We start from the raw sequence: 15,566 nt of genomic DNA, 5'->3' as shown, positions 1-15,566 counted from the left end.
CTTTTTTTTGAACTAGTCGCCGGTCTGTATCCGCTCGACGAGCTGCTTCACCGTCGGCACGAAGCCGTTCGAATAGAAGGGGTCCTTCTTGAACCGAAAGGCCGCGTGGCCAGCGAACATCAGGTTCTGATCGACGGGGCCGCCATGCGCGATGTCCTGCAGCGTCTTCTGAATGCAGAAGCTGCGCGGATCGGCGAGGCGGCCGGTCGAATTCTTCTCATTGTCGGCCCAGCTTGAGAAGGCGCACTGGCTGAGACAGCCCATGCAGTCCGCCTGATCCTTTCGGATTACCGCTTTCTCTTCCGGCGTCACGAACACCAAAGTCTCGTCCGGAGTCTTTAGCGCCTCGGTGAACCCTTGCGCATACCATTCGCGCGCGTGGAGGAGATCGCCGCGCGTCACCCAGAAATTCCGGCCGGAGCGAACGCCCACGTCCAGCTCGAACTCATGGTCGCCGAGCGGCTCCTTCGTGAAGGCGATCTGCCGGTGCGACCGCGCTTCGAGACTGCGAAGAAATGGGTTGCGCACCGCCGACGAATAGAAGCCGGTCGGCGAGAAACGGTGCAGCAGAACATCCCCCTCCTCCAGCGTCATCAGCCTTTGCTTCCACTCCTCAGGGATCGGGCTTTCCTTGGTGAGCAAGGGCCGCGTTCCGAATTGAAAGGCGATCTGCCCCAACTCCGGATTGTCGATCCAATGCTCCCATTCCTTCAAATTCCAGACGCCGCCAGCCATCACGATTGGTACGTCGTCCGAAATGCCGCCTTGCCGCATCGTGTCGCGAAGCGCCTTCACCCGCGGATAAGGATCCTGCGGCACGAGCGGGTCCTCCGCATTGGACAGGCCGTTATGCCCGCCGGCGAGCCACGGGTCCTCGTAAACTACCGCCGACAAGAACTCGGCATATTTGGAGTAGGCCCGCTTCCAAAGCGCGGAAAACGCGCGCGCCGAGCTGATGATCGGCAGATAGGAGACGCCGTAGGACGCGGTGATCTCCGACAGTTTATACGGCATCCCCGCGCCGCAGGTGACGCCCGCGACCATGCCCCTGGTCCGCTCCAGCACGCCCTGAAGGATGCGCTGCGCGCCGCCCATTTCCCAAAGCACATTGATGTTGATCGCGCCCTGCCCGTTCGACATCTCATAGGCGCGCTGCACCTGCGCCACCGCGCCTTCGATGCCGTAATGGATCAGCTCCTCGTGCCGCTCGCGGCGGGTGAGCGCCTTGTAAACCTGCGGGATGATGCGTCCTTCGGGATCGTAGCTGTCAGCGTTAACCGCGCTGACGGTGCCGATGCCGCCCGCCGCCGCCCAGGCGCCCGAGCTCATATGATTGGTCGCCGACACGCCCTTCCCGCCTTCGATCAGCGGGAGCACCTCACGGCCGCCATAGCGGATCGGCCGAATACCCTTGAACATTCTACCTCCAACAGAAGCTGGGCGGCCTATAAGCGAAAAGCACGCGCTTGCGCCAAATATTTGCGTGTGGCCGCGCCATCAGAACGCACTCGCGGCATTTTAGTGGCGGCTCCGGTTATTTCGTCCGCTTCAGCAGCCTGTCGATCGCCTCCACCGCCTCCGGCTCCTCCAGCGTCGGGGCGTGGCCGACATTCTGCACGACGACGCTTTCCATCTTCGGCATTTCCGCCTGCATCTTCGCCAGCGTGTCGGCGGTGAGGAGGTCCGAACGTTCGCCCTTCACAACGAGCAAGGGCACGTCCTTCAATCCGCGGAAAGCGATCCACGGATCGAAATCCACTTCGCCGCCCGGCACCTTGAACGGATCGGCGATGCGCATGTCATAATCGAAGACGATGCGGCCGTTTGGATTGAGCTTGCAGATGCGCTTGGCGAAGACCAGCCACTCCTCCAGCCCCCATTTCGGGAAGACCTCGCCCTGCGCCTCGCTGAAATAGCGGGCCGCATGCATCCAGGTGGGCCAGCTTTGCGAGCGCCCGACATAGGACCTGATCCGCTCCAGCCCGCGCTCGTTCAGCACCGGCCCCACATCATTGAGCAAGGCCGCAGCGATCTTCTCGCCATGGCTCACCGACAGCAGCATGGTGAGGAGCCCGCCGAGCGAGGTGCCGAACAGCACGAACCGCGTCAGCCCCAACTCCCGGATCAGCGCCTCGAGGTCCTGAAGGTAGGTGAGCGGCACATAGGACATCGGGTCCTTGGCATAAGCGCTCTCCCCCCGCCCGCGCAGCTCGACACAGATGACCCGCCAGTCAGGCGACAGCCGCTTCGCAACCCCTTCGAAGTCGCGGGCGTTACGGGTAAGTCCAGGAATGCAGAGGACCGGAGGCCGCTTCGATGAACCCGGATAGTCGCGATAGTGGAGCCGAAGGCCATCATTCGACCACCAATAGCCATCGCTCCACTCCGCCATGCAGGGCCCCTTTCGCTACCGTTCCTATCGCTCCACCCGCGGCGGGGGCAAGTGGCGAAGCGGCAGCAAGGGATCGTAGGCAAGGCTGTAGCCGTTCGCGCCCGTGAGCGTGTTCTCGGCGCTGTAGGAGAAGATCCGCCTTGCCAGTCCGAGGTCATATTGCCGTCGGGGTCGTAACCCGGCGCGCTCGTCATCGCGCCCTTGGCGAGGCCGGTCAGCTGGTTGAGCCCATTCGATGCGCTGTCCGTCACCCCCGATCCATGCCCCGTCCAGGCATCGGCGTCGTTCGAACGCGTCGCCGTCTCGATCTGCCCGGCACGATTGTAGGTGAAGCCCAGTTCCAGGTCGTAAGCCGCCCCGTTACCCGCATCATGGGCAAGCGACGACAGACGCGAAGCGGCATCATAGGCGTAGTTCGTGACGATGCCGTTGGAGCGCGCCGGTTTCGTGCGGCGGCCGAGAGCGTCATAAGCCAAGGTGGCGAGCTAAAAAAAGGAGCCGACGCGTTTGCGCCAGCTCCTATGGCTCCGGCTCTTAAAGCGAACAGAACATTTTTCCGTTATTTTTTGGGTCTACGCAACCACTCGCGGCATGCTCATCTTATTGAGACTTGCACTTTCCGGGAATGCGACCAACTGCCTTCGTGAATAAAGCCATCTGCTCTTCGGAAACTTCTTCCCTCGCCACTCCAGTCATATAACTTGCTCGGCCCAGTCCACTAGATATAAATGAGATATTCATGTCACTTCTCGATAATATTATTGAATACTCCAGCGGATCTTTGATCAAGACCTTCTTATAGGAAAATGAGTTTTCTTGACTAAAATCCTCTAATATTCTTGGAATTCTAGCAATAGAGTTCTCATCCAGTGAACAGGATTGATGGGAGAACGGTGCCCGATCGATTAAATCTTTGGATCCACTTCCACACGAGAAAAGTACCGGAATAGCTGCCATGATCACCCACCGCATTGCTTTAAGGCATCTTTCATCTTTGAAAATTGTTGCGCGAATATTGACGGTCCTAATTTTTGGTTAGCGGCTGCTAGCCATCCACTAGTGTTCGTTCCATATCCTCGACCTTGTATGCTAAACCCGGAGCTTTGGGAACCGACGATGTTCATATCCACTCGTCCACTATGGAGTAAGTGGTCAGCCTGAGTAACATTCGACACGCTCAAGCCGCCATTCGTGCTCAAAAATCTTACATGGCCGATGTTCCAATTGATATTTATTTCCCAACCGCCACCCAGGTAAGCCGTAGGGCTTACTTTATAGCTTTGACCCGGCGTTTTTGCACCGTCGGCACCAGGGATAGCGTAGAAGTTAAGCGCATATGCAACTTGTGTGATTGTACACTGGGTATTTTGTTTCGTTAGCGGCTCCTCTAGAGGATAATTATGGGCCGGGCCTTCGCCGCCACCTCCGCCACCACCGCCGTCCATGGGCATGTCGAGCTGAATTCTGCCATTGAACCAGCTACCAAAGGAAGTTCCTCCGGTAAGGCCTGAGCCCCCGCCCACGGTGAAAGGTTCGCAAGAACCATTTGCGCAATCCCCCGGCAACAACCCCAGCGGGTCCTTCAAGTTCACCGGATCCCCCTTCACATAGGCGTAGAGGTTCATGCCGGCTTCGTACTCGATCGGGTCCGGCTGCAGGAAGCGGCCGAGCTTCGGGTCGTACATGCGGTTCTTGTAGTAATACAGCCCCACCTCCGGCAGCCATGTCTGGCCGGTATATTGGAAGCGCGACTGGTTCGTAGCCGCCGGCGCTCCGAACTCGTCGTAGCTCAAAGTGTGGAGGATCCCGCCAGTGCTGTCGGTATGGGCGACGATCGATCCCCGCTCGTCGACATGAAGGAAGCGCCGCGCCGCATTGCCGGCGCTGTCATAATCATACTGCACCAGCGGCTCGTCCATGCCCGGCCCGTGCACGTAGCGCTTCTTCAGGAGGTTGTTCGCGTCATATTCGGCAATGAGGTCGAGACCCGCATAGTCGAACCGCGTCGCCGAAGCCCCCGTCGCAAGCTGCTGGAGCCGCCCCGCAGCATCGTAGGCGAGCGCATCCGGAAACGCCTCGGCAAGCCAGTTCTCGCTCGTATAGGCGAACGTCCGCCCGCCCACCGACATCAGGTTCCCGCGCGGGTCGTGGGTGGCAGCGATGCCGCCATGCGCCGCGATCCGATTCAGCCCGTCATGTGTCGTCGCCACAGCCTCTGAAGGCGGAGCGAACGAATAAGCCACATTGTCCCGGCTGTTCGAGATGATCTGCGACGCCGCATTGTAGCTGAAGCCGAGCGTCAGGTCGTAGGCCGTGCCCGAACCGCCAATGTCCTGCGTCAGCGTCGACAGGCGCGAAACCGGATCGTAGGCGTAGTTCGTCTGCGTGCCGTTGCCGCGCGTCAGCGATACGCGGCGGCCGAGATCGTCATACGCCAAGGTGGCGAGCACGCCCACGCCGGACGTGGCGCCATTTTCCCGGATCTTCGTCACCTCGCCGGTGACCAGATGCTCGTAATCGACGAAGAACGGCGATCCCGGATAGGCAAGCTGCGTCAGCCGGCCGGCTGCATCATATTGCATCGCCTTGGTGCCAAACAGGCTCGTCTCCCCCGTCTGGCGGCCAATGGCATCATAGGTGTAGCTGATTGAGCGGTTTGCATTCGACAGCGCACCGATCTGCGCCACCTGCCCCAGATTGTCGTAGGCGTAGCTGATGTCAGATTCCGCATAGGCGACGTTCGGAACATCCTTCAGTATCAGGCGCGATAGATTGTCGTAGCTGAAGGCGATGCTCTGCCCGTCGCGGAGGCGGACTGAAGCGACCAGCGGCGACGTGCGGGCGATCCCGCCCAGGGTCAGCGCCTCATAGGTCAGTTCCTCATAATCGGTGCTGGAGCTGTTGCCGGAACCCCTGGCCGTGGAAGGATAGCTGGTCTTCTTCAGCCGGTCGTGGCCGTCATAGGCGTAGCTGGTTTTGTTCCCCTCCGCGTCGGCCAACGTCTCGATCTTGCCGTTGCTCGTATAGGTGGCGGCCGTTTCGCTCCGCACGTCGGTGGTGTCGAAACCAGTTTCCACCTCCGTCACCTGCCCTGCTGCATCGTAATGCATCTTCGTCACGCGGTCGGGCGCGGTTGCTCCGCTCGCCTGCGCATCGCAGGCGTCGTGCGAAGCGCTGCCGGCGGCGGGGGCCATGCGCAGCGCGCTGCACTTCACCCGCCCAAGATTGTCGTAACCCGTCTGGGTGAAGGCGCGGACGATGCCGTCATAGCCCTTCAGCGCCTGTGTGATGGGGCGGCTGTTCGCATCATATCCGATCTCTACGGTCTCAAGGGCGCTAAACGCCGCCCAGGCCGTGTCGGTCTGGGCGGTGACGACACCGGTTTCGACCCTTGTAAGGAGCCCGTTCGCGTCGATCACGTTCCGGTCCGCGCGGTGAAGGAGCGGCCCCGCACCGTCGGGATCGGGTGAGATGGTGCCCACCAGTTCCCGCGCCGCATTGTAGCGGTAGGCGATCGTGTCGGCGGTCCCCGCAAGCGGCCCGTCCACGCTCGTCAGGTCGCCCCGTAGATTGTAGGTGAGGTTCTGCGTCGAACTGACCGATCCTCCTCCGGCGGTGTTGCCGCTTCGGCTGGTCATGCTCGTCACGTTGCCGCGCGGGTCGTAACCGAACTCGATCCGCCTCTCATCCGATGTGCCGGCGCACGAAGCTTCGCTTGGCCCGGTCCGGCAAGCAGAAACCCACGCCGGTTCGTAGATGCCGTTATTAAGCGCGTAACCATAGCGGGTCTGCGGCCGCACACCGTTGGGCATGGCCGGCGCCGTAATCTTGGTGACGCCGCCGTGATTGCTGTCATATTCATATTCCGTCACCTGCCCCCGCTCGTCGGTGGTCGTGAGCGGCTGGTTGCAGATTGCCGACGTGTCGGTGCAGGTCGCCGTATAGGTGGCATAAGTTACCATCGTCGGCAGGAAGGTGCCGGGCTTGCTCACTGTCTCAGTGCGGGTGACGTTGCCGCGCCCATCGCGCGTGAATTCGACATAATTGCCTTCCGGTTCCGTGATCCGGGTCAGACGACCCGAAGTGTCATGACCGAATAGGCGCGCAAAGCCGCGTTCGTTTTGGTCGTAATAGGCGCGGCCGAAGCTCATGTCGGATTTCACGATACGTTGCCCGCCTTCCGGATCGGTCCGCGTCGTCTGCGCGATCTCCGGATCGCTTCCCGTCGGCGGCGTAACCAGCCGCGCATAGCTGTGGGTGATGCCGTCGCGCGTCACCGAGCTTACCTTGCCGCTCGTATAGCTGATTGAGGCATTGTCCGTGCTGCTGCCCGGGCGGCGGATACCAGTCACTTCCGTCCCATTGCCCGTGAAGCGCCAGATGCGGTTCTCGGGCGTCGTCACCTCGACGACGTTAGCTGACGAGTAGGCGTAGCTGACATTTTCTGCCGAGGTGAGCGAGGTCAAATTAAGCAACGCAGCGCCTGTACGTCTGTGGGCGCCGCCGATCAGGCCATACGAAAAGACAATGGCGTAGCCGCTGTCATTGTCGATGCTCTCCAGATAGTCGCCGGTCGGGCAACCGGTGCCGCAGCTGCTCGCCCAGGTCAGCGTCACGCTCTGCCCGTCCGGCGTGCTCATCGAGGTGGGTAGCCTGCGCACGCTCATGAGGGCGCTGGTTTGCCCGAACACGGTGACGGTCCCGTCCGCCGCCTTGTGCTCGAACACGCCGCTCACGTTCTTCAGAGTTGCCCCATTGGCTGCAGTCGAGGTGTAGGTCGGGCCGCTGCCGACGATGAACCTCTCCGTGCGGTCGACGAAGGTGATCAGCACCTGCGCCGTCGTCCCGCTATGGTCGGTAAGGGAGATATTGTCCCACTGGCTGCCGTTAGAATCCACGGATCGGCGGACAAGCGCCAATGCGTTCGCGCCGCCGCCTACGGTGGCCTCCGTGAAGTTGAGCACGAAATCGCCATGCGTAAGATCAACGCCATTCTCGTCGACATAGCGGAAAGCCGGCTGCACGCTCTGTGCGAGGGCCGCGGTGGAAAGGGCGGTGTCGGCGAGCAGGGCGCAGAGCCCCGCCGCCCGAATTACGGACGTTTTCATGTCTCAATCTCCATGTCTTTTGTCCTCCCGCTTACGGGAGCGAGGTGCCGCGGTGGTGTCCGCGACTGCCTAATTCGTCGTCTTGCTGGCGCGGTTGTCCGCCTTGTCGATCGTGTAGGTGGTGACCTTGCCGCTGTTCACCGTCCCCTGCCGCTCGACCTTCACCAGCCGTCCATGGACGTCGTAGCTGTAGGTGATCGTCTCCGCCGCAAAGGCCGGGGCGGCGCAGCTTGCCACGGCGGTCGCGGCCGCGAGCAATGCGGCTCCAAATGTCTTCATGTCTCGTCTCCCGCAGCCATTGAGTCGGCCTCAGGAACAAATAGAAAACACCTGAAATCCTATTTTGCAAAGGCAAAGTTTTACCGGTTTGGTTTATTTTTGCTGCCCCTGGTCCCGCGCGCGGCTAAGATCGTTCTCCACCGCATGAACTCTCCGTCTTCTCCCTACCGCCCCGATCCCGCCATTCTCGCGCTGGGCGATGCGTTTTACGACCCGGTCAAGGCTGCCGATTTCCCGCAGAGGATCCTCCGCTTTCGCAACGACCGCTGGGCCCCGGCTATGGGACTGGGGGACCTCAGCGACGAGGAATGGGTGCGGCATTTCGGGCGGTTCGCTCCGCTACCGGATAACCTGCCGGAGCCGCTGGCGCTCCGCTATCACGGGCACCAGTTCCGCGTGTACAATCCGGACATCGGCGACGGCCGGGGTTTCCTTTTCGCGCAGCTTCGCGACGGCGATGGCCGGCTGCTCGATCTCGGCACCAAAGGCTCCGGGCAAACGCCCTACAGCCGCTTCGGCGACGGCCGGCTGACGCTGAAAGGCGGCGTCCGCGAGATCCTCGCCACCGAAATGCTGGAGGCGCTCGGCGTCGAAACCTCCAAGACCTTCTCCCTGATCGAAACAGGCGAGGCGCTGGAGCGGAACGACGAGCCCTCCCCCACCCGCGGCGCCGTCCTTGTCCGCCTGCAGTACAGCCACATCCGGATCGGCACCTTCCAGCGCCTCGCTTTTTACGACCTCGCCGACGAGATGCGCGCCCTCACCGCCTACTGCCTCCGCCATTATTACGGTGAGGTGGATGTGGACGCCGCGGATGAGGCCGCGCCGGGGCGACTTCTCGGTCATGTCACGCGGATGGCGGCCCGGCTGGCGGCTTCCTACATCACCGCGGGTTTCGTGCACGGCGTCCTCAATTCGGACAATATCGCGATCACCTCCGAAAGCTTCGATTACGGGCCGTGGCGCTTCACGCCTTATTGGGACGGCGCCTTCACCGCCGCCTATTTCGACCATGCCGGCCTTTACGCGTTCGGCCGCCAGCCGGAGGCGATCTACTGGGACCTCGCCCAGCTCGCCGGCGCGCTGCGCACGATCACGCCGGCCGAAAGTCTAACTCCAACCCTGGAGGCATTCCCGTCGGCTTTTCAGGCCGAACTTCAGACCCATATCTGCCAGCGCCTCGGCGTCAGGCCGCGAGGCACCGAGGAAAATACTCAACTCCTCATCGCCATCGAAACGGCCCTCTCCGAAAAAACGGTCCTTATCGACCGCTTCTTCTTCGACTGGCGGGGCGGCCGCCTTCGTGCTCCTTCGGATTTCTATGACGGTAGCGGCTTCGGAGCGTTCCGGACCCTCGTTGCAGCGTACGAACCCGCCATTCCCTTGGACCATCCCTACTGGTCCGATCCCGAACCCTGCTTAATGCATATCGAAGAGGTCGAGGCGATCTGGTCCCGTATCGACGAGGCTGATGACTGGTCCGCGCTCCACGACAAGGTCACTGCGATCCGCCGGATGGGTGAGGCTATGGCCGGCGCTTGACCGGCGGCAGCGCGCGACCCATTAGGCCGCCCATGGCTGAAACCCTCGTCTCCACCGAACCCGCAACCGGCAAGGAACTCTGGACGGGCGAGGTAGGCGATGCAGACGCCGAAGTCCGCGCCGCCCGCGCGGCCTTTCAAGAATGGGCGTCGAAATCCGTCACCTTTCGCATGGAGACGCTACGCCGCTTCGCGAACGAAGTGCTGATCAGCAAGAACCGGTTCGCCGACCTCATCGCCCGCGAAACCGGAAAGCCGCTCTGGGAAGCCGCGACGGAGGTGGAGGCGGTCATCAGCAAGGTCGAGATCTCGATCTCCGCCTATAACGACCGCACGCCGCAGCGCCGCTCGGAAGGCGCGCTCGGCGCCAAGGTCCGCGTCCGTCACAAGCCGCATGGCGTGCTGGCGGTGCTCGGCCCCTACAATTTCCCGGCGCACTTGCCGAACGGCCATATCGTTCCGGCGCTGATCGCGGGCAACGCGGTCGTGTTCAAACCGTCCGAAAAGACGCCGGCGGTGGGCGCGTTTCTCGTCGACCTCTTCCACCGTTCGGGTGTGCCAGAAGGCGCCGTCCGCTGCCTCCAGGGTGGGCCGGAGCAAGGCAAGGCGCTCGCCGCGCATTCCGACATTGACGGCCTGCTATTCACCGGCTCGGCGCGTGCGGGACAAGCGCTCCATCGCCAGTTCGCCGACACGCCGCACAAGATCCTGGCGCTGGAGCTTGGCGGTAACAACCCGCTCGTCATCTGGGACAAGACTGAAATCGATCCCGCCGCGGCTATCGCGGTCCAGTCGGCCTACCTAAGCGCCGGCCAGCGCTGCACGGCCGCGCGCCGCCTGATCGTCTGCGACGGCAAACACGAGCCGCTGGTCGAGGCAATCCGCAAGCTGACCGAACGCCTGATCGTCGATCAGCCGCACGCAAAGCCCGCGCCCTTCATGGGCCCGGTGATCGACAATGCCGCCGCCGACCAGCTCCAGCGGGCTCTTGCGGAGCTCGAAAGAAACGGCGGCCGCGTCATCAAGCCGCTGGAACGCCCGCAGACGGACAAGCCCTTCCTCACCCCCGCCATCATCGACGTGACGGACGTTGCGGACCGCCCCGACGAGGAATTGTTCGGCCCGGTGCTCCAAATCATCCGCGTGCCCGACTTCGACGCCGCCATCTCCGAGGCGAACAACACCCGTTACGGCCTCGCAGCCTCCCTGATCGGCGGCACCCCGAAGCAATATGACAAATTCTGGGCCTGCGTCCGCGCCGGCGTCATCAACTGGAACAAGCCCACCAACGGCGCGCCCTCAAATGCCCCCTTCGGCGGCGTCGGCCTCAGCGGCAATCACCGTCCCAGCGCCTATTACGCCGCCGATTATTGCGCCTATCCCGTCACCTCGGTGACCGGAGAGCTCGCCCGCGCCTCGATCGCGCCCGGCCTCCGCGACCCCAACCTGATCGAGGATTAACCCCGCGCTTCGGGCAGGTAGCTGTCCTCGATATAATCCGAGAAGCGGGTGATATTGCTTTCGAACCTTAGCTTCACCTTGCCGGTGGCGCCGTGGCGCTGCTTGGCGATGATCAGCTCAGAGAGTCCATAAACCTGATTCATCTCGCGGGCCCACTCTTCATGTTTTGAATGAACGTCAGCGTTGTCGTCCGGACCGGGCCGTTTAGGTTCGCGCGATTGGACATAATATTCCTCGCGATAGACGAAGAGCACGATGTCGGCGTCCTGCTCGATCGAGCCGGATTCGCGAAGGTCGGAGAGCTGCGGCCTCTTGTCCTCGCGCTGTTCAACCGCGCGGCTGAGCTGCGAGAGCGCAAGCACCGGCACGTTCAATTCCTTTGCCAATGTCTTGAGACCCCGGCTGATCTCCGAAATTTCCTGCACGCGGTTGGCATCGCCGCCCTTGCCGCTGCCTTGGAGCAGCTGGAGATAGTCAACCACGATGAAGCCGATCCCCTTCTGCCGCTTCAACCGCCGTGCACGCGTACGAAGTGCGGCGATGGTGAGACCCGGCGTGTCGTCGATATAGAGCGGCAGATTCTCAAGTTCCGCCGCGGCGCGGGCGAGGTTGCGGAAATCCTGCTGGCTGATCTTGCCCATACGGAGATTCTCGGAGCTGATCCCCGACTGCTCGGAAAGAATACGCGTCGCCAACTGATCGGACGACATTTCCAGGCTGAAGAAGGCGACCGGCGCGCCTGCCGACTTTTCCGGCGCAATGCCGTCCTCCATGTCGCGCACGAAACGCTGCGCCGCGTTAAAAGCGATGTTGGTAGCGAGCGAGGTCTTGCCCATGCCCGGACGTCCGGCGAGGATCAGAAGGTCGGAATGGTGAAGGCCGCCGGTCTTGGCGTTGACGCTATCGAGCCCCGTCGTGACGCCCGACAGGCCGCCGCCCGTGTTAAGCGCCTTCTCCGCCATCTGCACGGCCATCTTCGTGGCCTGCGCGAAGCTTTTGACCGTGCCCTCGCCGCCGCCTTCTTCCGCGACGCGATAGAGCGCGCTTTCCGCCGCCTCGATCTGGCCCTTGGGATCGACTTCCTCGCTGGTGTCCAGCGCGTTCTCGACCATTTCGCGGCCCACGCCTATCAGCGCGCGGAGCAGGGCCAACTCGTAAATCTGGTCGGCAAAGTCTCGCGCACCGATGATCGCGGCGCCCGAGCCGGTCAGCTGGGCGAGATAGGCCGGCCCGCCAAGCTCCTTCATCTCCTCGTCCGCCTCGAACAGCGGCCGGAGCGTCACCGGCGACGCGATCATGTTGCGATCGATGAGCTTCAGTATCTGTTCGTAGATGCGCCCGTGCAGCGGCTCGAAGAAATGGTCCGGCCGAAGCTTCAGCTGGATGTCCTCGGCCAGCCGGTTGTCGATCATCAGTGCGCCGAGCAAAGCCGCCTCCGCCTCCACATTCTGTGGCAGGACGGGTGCTTCCGGGCTTTGCGGCTCGACAAGGGCTAAGGGTGTGACCATGTGGGAGTTCTACGCCCACTACCCCTCAACTCATAGCCGTAACGAAACATTCTTCCGGGGCCGATTGCGTGGATAGCATGTGGATAAGCGGCACCTCCGCCGCTAAACAGGTTCACGAATGGCCGATCCGCGCATCATCGACGTCCAGCTCGACGACCGCACAATCATCCGGCGGAGCGAGGATATCGAGCGGGAGCGGAAGGTCGCTATCTTCGACCTTCTCGAGGGCAATCACTTCGCGCCCGAAGGGCATGAAGGACCGTTCCGAATCCTGCTCCGCGTCGAGGACAACCGGCTCGCCATCGACCTGAAGAACGAAGAAGATCAGCCGCTGGAAACGGTGCGCCTCGGCCTTGCCCGCTTCCGCCGCACTATCCGCGACTATTTCGCAATCTGCGAAAGCTACTTCAAAGCCGTTCGCGCTGACAGCCCGGCTGGCCTCGAGACGATCGACATGGCCCGCCGCGCCGTCCACAACGATGCCGCCGATCTCCTGATGGAATGTCTCGACGGCAAGATCGCGATGGACTTCGACACCGCGCGCCGTCTTTTCACCCTCATCTGTGTTCTCCACATAAAATAATCGTCGGGGACTTGCCGAAGGCGCGGCTTCCGGAGCAAGCTTGGCCGCGATGAAGCATGCCGCTCTTCTCCCACTCGTTCTCATCGCCGGCTGCGCGAGCCCGGCGGAAGAGGTCTATGCGCCGGTCAAGAACTACCGCTACGGCGCGATCAGCCACGATCCCTTCTGGCTGGTCGCGATCGGCGATGATCGGATCGTGCTCACCACCGGCCCCTCGGGCGGCCGCGCGGACGGGGAGCTTGCCAGCTACGATTACCCCCGCGTCCTGCCGAAGGAGCTGAACGGCGTCCGCCGCTGGGATTCGGGCGAAGGCACGATGGCGATCTCGATCGAGGCGCGAAAAGGCCCCTGCTCGACCGGCGGCCGCGCCTATCAGGATCGGGTGAAGGTGTATCTGAGCGGCCGGACGATGGACGGCTGCGGCGGCCGGGAAGTGGGGCGGAGCGGCTGATGTCTATTATGTCGGACAAGTGGATCCGCGAGCAGGCGGAGGCGAACGGCATGATCGAGCCGTTCGTGGACGGCCAGCGCCGCGAAGGAACGATCAGCTACGGCCTGTCTAGCTACGGCTATGACGCGCGCGTCGCCGACGAATTCAAGATTTTCACCAATGTCGACAATGCCATCGTCGACCCGAAGGATTTCGCCGCGAACAGCTTCGTCGACCGGAAGACCGATTGCTGCATCATCCCGCCGAACAGCTTCGCGCTCGCCCGCACCGTGGAGTATTTCCGTGTGCCGCGGGACGTGCTCGTCATCTGCCTCGGCAAATCGACCTACGCCCGCTGCGGCATCATCGTGAACGTGACGCCGCTGGAGCCCGGCTGGGAAGGGCATGTGACGCTCGAATTTTCCAACACGACGCCCCTCCCCGCCAAGGTCTACGCCAATGAAGGCGCCTGCCAGTTCCTCTTCCTCCAGGGCAACGAGCCCTGCGAGACGAGCTATGCCGACCGCGCCGGCAAATATATGGGCCAGCGCGGCGTCACCCTGCCGAAGCTTTAGCTATCGCTGCAGGTTCAGCGAATAGGTGTAGAAGTTCGTCTCCCGCACCCATCCTACGCTCTCGTACAGACGCTGCGCTCGGACATTGTCGACTGCGGTCGATAGATTCAGCCCCGCGGCACCCATCGTCTTTACAAAGGCGGCCGCGGCGTCGAGCAAGGCGGCTGCCGCACCCGCTTTACGATGCGCAGGCGCGACGAACAGATCGTTCAGAATGTAGATCCGGGCAGCTCTGACGGAGGAGAAGCTGGGGTAAAGCTGCGTGAAGCCGACCGCCTCTCCTTCCGCCTCGGCGACGAAGAGCACGGATTGGCTATGCTGGAAACGCTCCAGCAGGAATTGGCGCGCCAGCGGCAGATCGGATGTTTTGCCGTAGAATTGCCGGTAGCCGTCGAACAGCGGCGCCAGCCGCTCCACATCCCCGATCAAGGCTTGTCTTACGCTTACTGCCACTGACCTTCCTCCCCTTTTCCGCGCCTCTATGCGCCGGGGCTGAGACTGTCTAGAACGGTGACGTAACCAAGGGAGCCGCTGGTGAATTCGGACCTGGCCATCGTCATAACGACGCTTTCCATCTATCTCGCGGTGGCGATCAGCCCCGGGCCTAATTTCGCTCTCGTGTCGCGCCTAGCGATGGCGAACTCCCGTTCGGCCGGTTTTGCCGCGACATTGGGCATCGCCGTCGGCGCAACTTTCTACGCTTGCCTAACGATGACGGGGCTTGCGGTTCTGCTGGACCAGGTGGGCTGGCTTGCTCGCCTTATTCAGATTGGCGGCGGCTGCTACCTCATCTATCTGGGCATCAAGGCGTGGCAGACACCGAAGCAAGCGGACAGCGAGGCGCCCGTCCATGCCTCTACCAACTGGCAGGCGTTCAGGGCAGCGCTCGTCGTATCGCTCGCCAATCCCAAGAGTATCGCCTTCTTCATCGGCCTCTATGCCCTTGCCATTCCGGCGGGCACCGCCCTCTGGGCCAAGGGCGCCATCGTCGGCGGAGGCTTCCTGATCGAAATCCTCTGGTACGGTGCCGTGAGTTTCCTGCTTTCAACCCAAAAGGCGCGCTCCGTCTATCAGCGCTTCGGCGCCTGGATAGAACGCGGTATCGGCACCCTGCTCGCGGGCTTCGGCGTGAAGCTGATCACCCAGCGCGCCTGACTAAACGAGGCACGTACGGCAGACCGGTCAATCAGTGGTGGCTGCTGTTCGCTCCCGTGCTCCGTCGATGCTGAACGCGCCGGGGCCAGCTGCGACGAAATACAAGAAGACGAAGCAGTAGAGGGCTGCCAACTCGCCTCCGTTGAGGATCGGGAAGAAGTTCTGAGGCCCGTGCGCCATCCAGTAGGCGACGGCACAGAAGCCGGCGGCGATGAAAGCAACGGGCCGGGTTAACAGGCCGAGGACGATCAGGAGACAGCCGACCGCCTCGATGATCCCGGCAACGCCCATAAGCCCCATCAGCGGCACCTTCCCAGGCAGGGCGCCAGCCGGGAAGCCGAACAGCTTCACCAGGCCATGCTGCATGAACAGCAAGCCCGTCATGATCCGCAAGATGCCGAGCAGGTGCGGCTGATAGCGCGAAGCCGAATTGAAAAAACTCATGCTTGTCCCCCTTCTGATGAACGGGAAGAATGACATCATAAATGGATTTTGAAAACCGCGCCGGACGGCAAACCGCCGTTGATGACTTTG

Annotated in this window: 13 protein-coding genes; 6 read left to right on the top strand and 7 right to left on the bottom strand. The window is 62.3% G+C overall.

Annotated elements, in window-relative coordinates; translation table 11 throughout:
- Positions 1-12: 12 nt before the first annotated feature.
- The 4 genes from VGD10_RS02325 to VGD10_RS02310 all read right to left on the bottom strand — a co-directional run bounded on the left by VGD10_RS02325 (position 13) and on the right by VGD10_RS02310 (position 7,779).
- The gene (locus tag VGD10_RS02325) at positions 13-1,419 is read right to left on the bottom strand and encodes an NAD(P)H-dependent flavin oxidoreductase (RefSeq protein WP_331039182.1); all 1,407 of its coding nucleotides are present in this window, start codon (positions 1,417-1,419) and stop codon (positions 13-15) included.
- Between the two features lie 115 nt (positions 1,420-1,534).
- Positions 1,535-2,392 carry an alpha/beta hydrolase gene (locus VGD10_RS02320; protein WP_331039181.1) on the bottom strand — a complete coding sequence of 286 codons (858 nt, stop codon included), beginning with the start codon at positions 2,390-2,392 and terminating at the stop codon, positions 1,535-1,537.
- 959 nt (positions 2,393-3,351) lie between these two features.
- Positions 3,352-7,500 (bottom strand): RHS repeat-associated core domain-containing protein, encoded by a 4,149-nt coding sequence (locus VGD10_RS02315; RefSeq protein ID WP_331039180.1) that lies wholly within the window; start codon positions 7,498-7,500, stop codon positions 3,352-3,354.
- Between the two features lie 69 nt (positions 7,501-7,569).
- Positions 7,570-7,779: a hypothetical protein gene (locus tag VGD10_RS02310; protein ID WP_331039179.1), complete on the bottom strand. Its 210-nt coding sequence runs from the start codon at positions 7,777-7,779 to the stop codon at positions 7,570-7,572.
- A gap of 144 nt (positions 7,780-7,923) precedes the next feature.
- Here VGD10_RS02310 and VGD10_RS02305 point away from each other — a divergent pair, with 144 nt between their 5' ends.
- Both VGD10_RS02305 and astD read left to right on the top strand, forming a co-directional pair.
- Positions 7,924-9,321 carry a protein adenylyltransferase SelO family protein gene (locus VGD10_RS02305; protein WP_331039178.1) on the top strand — a complete coding sequence of 466 codons (1,398 nt, stop codon included), beginning with the start codon at positions 7,924-7,926 and terminating at the stop codon, positions 9,319-9,321.
- Between the two features lie 32 nt (positions 9,322-9,353).
- Entirely contained in the window at positions 9,354-10,781 is a 1,428-nt protein-coding gene (gene astD / locus VGD10_RS02300) for a succinylglutamate-semialdehyde dehydrogenase (protein ID WP_331039177.1), read from the top strand.
- Here astD and VGD10_RS02295 read toward each other — a convergent pair.
- The gene (locus VGD10_RS02295) at positions 10,778-12,289 is read right to left on the bottom strand and encodes a replicative DNA helicase (protein WP_331039176.1); all 1,512 of its coding nucleotides are present in this window, start codon (positions 12,287-12,289) and stop codon (positions 10,778-10,780) included. The two genes, astD and VGD10_RS02295, sit on opposite strands and share 4 nt — an antisense overlap.
- A gap of 118 nt (positions 12,290-12,407) precedes the next feature.
- On the opposite strand from VGD10_RS02295, the gene VGD10_RS02290 reads away from it, so the two are divergent.
- The 3 genes from VGD10_RS02290 to dcd are packed head-to-tail and all read left to right on the top strand — an operon-like array spanning position 12,408 to position 13,877.
- Positions 12,408-12,872 carry a UPF0262 family protein gene (locus VGD10_RS02290; RefSeq protein ID WP_331039175.1) on the top strand — a complete coding sequence of 155 codons (465 nt, stop codon included), beginning with the start codon at positions 12,408-12,410 and terminating at the stop codon, positions 12,870-12,872.
- Positions 12,873-12,912: 40 nt separating this feature from the next.
- Entirely contained in the window at positions 12,913-13,323 is a 411-nt protein-coding gene (locus tag VGD10_RS02285; RefSeq protein ID WP_331039174.1) for a hypothetical protein, read from the top strand.
- Entirely contained in the window at positions 13,323-13,877 is a 555-nt protein-coding gene (gene dcd, locus VGD10_RS02280; RefSeq protein ID WP_331039173.1) for a dCTP deaminase, read from the top strand. Before VGD10_RS02285 ends, dcd begins: the two co-directional genes overlap by 1 nt.
- On the opposite strand, the gene VGD10_RS02275 is transcribed toward dcd, so the two are convergent.
- Positions 13,878-14,330 (bottom strand): GNAT family N-acetyltransferase, encoded by a 453-nt coding sequence (locus tag VGD10_RS02275; protein ID WP_331039172.1) that lies wholly within the window; start codon positions 14,328-14,330, stop codon positions 13,878-13,880.
- A gap of 81 nt (positions 14,331-14,411) precedes the next feature.
- Here VGD10_RS02275 and VGD10_RS02270 point away from each other — a divergent pair, with 81 nt between their 5' ends.
- Positions 14,412-15,032: a LysE family translocator gene (locus VGD10_RS02270; protein ID WP_331039171.1), complete on the top strand. Its 621-nt coding sequence runs from the start codon at positions 14,412-14,414 to the stop codon at positions 15,030-15,032.
- A 27-nt stretch (positions 15,033-15,059) separates the two neighbouring features.
- On the opposite strand, the gene VGD10_RS02265 is transcribed toward VGD10_RS02270, so the two are convergent.
- The gene (locus VGD10_RS02265; protein ID WP_331039170.1) at positions 15,060-15,515 is read right to left on the bottom strand and encodes a DoxX family protein; all 456 of its coding nucleotides are present in this window, start codon (positions 15,513-15,515) and stop codon (positions 15,060-15,062) included.
- Positions 15,516-15,566: the final 51 nt, after the last annotated feature.

Source organism: Allosphingosinicella sp. (genome assembly GCF_036402135.1).
Taxonomy (GTDB): domain Bacteria; phylum Pseudomonadota; class Alphaproteobacteria; order Sphingomonadales; family Sphingomonadaceae; genus Allosphingosinicella.
The sequence above is the reverse complement of the archived record's forward strand: the minus strand, read 5'-3'. Positions and strand labels throughout refer to the sequence as shown.